The 2661-nt window shown below is 59.4% G+C and carries 3 protein-coding genes; 1 reads left to right on the forward strand and 2 read right to left on the reverse strand.

Going from position 1 to position 2661, the window contains the following annotated elements; translation table 11 throughout:
• Nucleotides 1–513: 513 nt before the first annotated feature.
• On the forward strand, nt 514–969 hold the full coding sequence (locus RhoBH5_RS32390) for a hypothetical protein (RefSeq protein ID WP_270009618.1): 456 nt from the start codon (nt 514–516) through the stop codon (nt 967–969).
• 199 nt (nt 970–1168) lie between these two features.
• Here the strand turns inward: RhoBH5_RS32390 and RhoBH5_RS32395 are convergent, their stop codons facing one another.
• Complete coding sequence (locus RhoBH5_RS32395; RefSeq protein ID WP_270009619.1) at nt 1169–1801, reverse strand: hypothetical protein; 633 nt, start codon at nt 1799–1801, stop codon at nt 1169–1171.
• Between the two features lie 582 nt (nt 1802–2383).
• Nucleotides 2384–2661: hypothetical protein (locus tag RhoBH5_RS32400; protein WP_270009620.1), on the reverse strand; the 278-nt coding region annotated here is incomplete at its 5' end.

Consider the following 2661-nt stretch of genomic DNA (forward strand, 5'->3'; position numbering starts at 1 on the left):
GCGCTCCCTCGACGCTGCGCGTCGAGAACGGAGGCGGGCGCTGCGCGCCCCGCCGAGGGGACCGCTGCGCGGTCCGTGGGTGGTGCGGTGTCGTTGCCGGGTGAGCGCGGCGCTGCGCGCCACTCGAAATCGAATCGTGTTGTTGCACTTTAATTTACGAGTCTCACGTCAAAATCGGAGTCACCTCTAAAGAGGGCTGGGGGGCGGCGGTCCGGTCCGCCGACACGCCAGCACCGAGCCCATCACTCCACTTCGATCGCGTCATACCCACCAATCCCACACCCCACCACCCCAACACACACCAGAAAACCAAACACATTGTCATACACATACATTCACAAAACACGTTGCACAAACACCCAAAACCACGGCAGCACAACATGATACTAAAGTTGCTGCACCACAACACAATTCAAAAACACCACACACGCCCACCCCAACCACTCCCCCACCCCAACCACTCCCCCACCACACAACACACCCCCACTAGCCACACCCCACAAAAGCGATGACATGAACGGCGATCCCACCTTTGGCGTTGTGTCGGGCTTGTTGATCAAGGCTGCCAAGAAGGCAACCGACGCGAATGCAGAAGCCCGCCTAGAGGTACTGACCACATGGAGGAAAGCACGTGCCCAGCTACTGAAACACCCCCTCAAGAACCTTGCCGCAACCAAAGCGATCGCAGAAGAAGGAATCTCGAATCCCGATGGGGATCTTGGCAACTACAGCAATGTCAACCCTGAAAAGCTGATCTCACTCTTCACCTACGGGGAGAAGATCCACTACAGCAAACGACACGCTGAGGAGTTCGACGAGTTGGCATCGGACGACTTCAAGCACGCGCATGGTGAGCATGAGTTCGTGGTGAGCATGCTTGGACTTGTACATCTGTACTTCGGCTTCTCCCTACTGATCAGGAAGGTCGCCGGACTCGCCTACGTCGAGAATTCGAGCACTCGTAGATGAGCCCGCAGCGGATCGGGGATAGACAAATCGTCGACTCCTCCCCCTGGCCTACCAGGAGAGATAATGTCGCGCCCCATGTGGCAGCGGGTGTTTGTGTCTCCTGCACAAAAGAATCGGCGAGCCATTCGTGTTCGAGTCGCGTAGCCGCGAGGACGGTCTTCATCTCCATATGGGAAGACCATCCACCGAAATGTCTCGATCAGCTGGTGATGACGTAACTTCCGTGGACTGGTGAGCCCGGTAACGGATTCCACTTCTGCAGCAAATACGACCGGCCGAGCCATACGTCCGGGGCGATCTCACGGAACTCGTGGGAGCTGACCGGCACCCCGGCCGTGTCGTTGGAGAAATCAACTGTCCACGCGGGCTTGCCATCGGAATACGAGATGCCCGGCAACAACGGACCACCCGGCGACATACCGAAAGCGTAATTCTTGCGCACCATCGGTTGGCCGGTAGGCCCGTTGTCAAAGGTCAACGCGTCGCCGAGGATGCCCTCGGCTGCCGCCCACGCACGCCCCAACGGGTAGGCAATGGGCTGCCCGGCCACAACAACTGCGGGGAGCACCCAGAACCGCTTCTTTCCTTCCGGCGCCGCCCCTGGCTGCGCGGCCGAAAACAGTGCATCGGACTGTTCTGTCGTGCAGTGATAACGAAGGGAATCGACCGTGATCTCCGGTCTCGCCGGGTCGATCACACAATTTCCGTCAGCGACGAACGGATCAGGCCCCGACGACGCCGCAGCTGACGTTGCTCCCGCCCCCGAAATCACCGCCACCGCAGCCACTACCGAAACTACCGACCGTGTCGACGAAACACTCCACCCACGCATCAGAACCCCTTCATTTTTTCACCATGACGAGCACCAATGCTCCCTCCAAAGCCCTTTCTCCACTACCGGATCCCACATATCGAACCGATTACGCAAACACGCCCAAAAATGACTGCGTCCACCACGAATCTCATCCTCGACACCTGCCACGACATAGAACGTCTCGACAACGAACCCTTCTGGAGTTGATCACCGGCGCGGATGACTGCTCAACCCACCCGCAGTACCCGTGTCTGGATTCGTTCAGCTACGCCCTCACCGGCGTCATCCCTGCAGCAGCAGGCACCACGCGCCCCCGATTGGGCAGTCAGCTCCAGCGCGCCGGTCATGGTGAAACTCGGTCTACCTGCTTTGAGGATTCTGGCGTGGATCTTCACAGCGATTCTGCTCGCTGGTGTGACCGGGTTGCTCCGGAAAAGTTCCTGACCTCTGCCTCACCTGTGTGCTCCCATATGGGCACTATGGGCTTCCGGACAGGTCGGGCCGGGGTCGGGGAGGTTCGTGTCGAGATGAACGCTTCGGCTAACAACCAGGTGGGACTCAACTTCTGTCGTCAAACGAGGCCCCTCCTGGTACACGGGTTCAGAGCCGGGGCATCGCCATTCGGTTCGAAGAAAAACCGAGGTCATCTCGGCGCGGTGTACCGATGCTCACCGCATGTACCTGCCGCGGATTCGGCAGACTCGGTTTGGTGATGTCGATCGTCGTGTGCCCGGAACATGTGGGGCCGACGATCATCGAGGCGAGAGCTGCGTGTTCGATGCGTGTGAGTTCGTGGTGTTGCGGATCGGGTATATCGGCCAGCGCAGCTTCGGGGATCGTCCAGGGATTGCGGGGGCTCGCCGCACTGGTCGGATCTA

Origin of the sequence: Rhodococcus sp. BH5 (assembly GCF_027583855.1) — a bacterium.
Taxonomy (GTDB): domain Bacteria; phylum Actinomycetota; class Actinomycetes; order Mycobacteriales; family Mycobacteriaceae; genus Rhodococcus_F; species Rhodococcus_F qingshengii.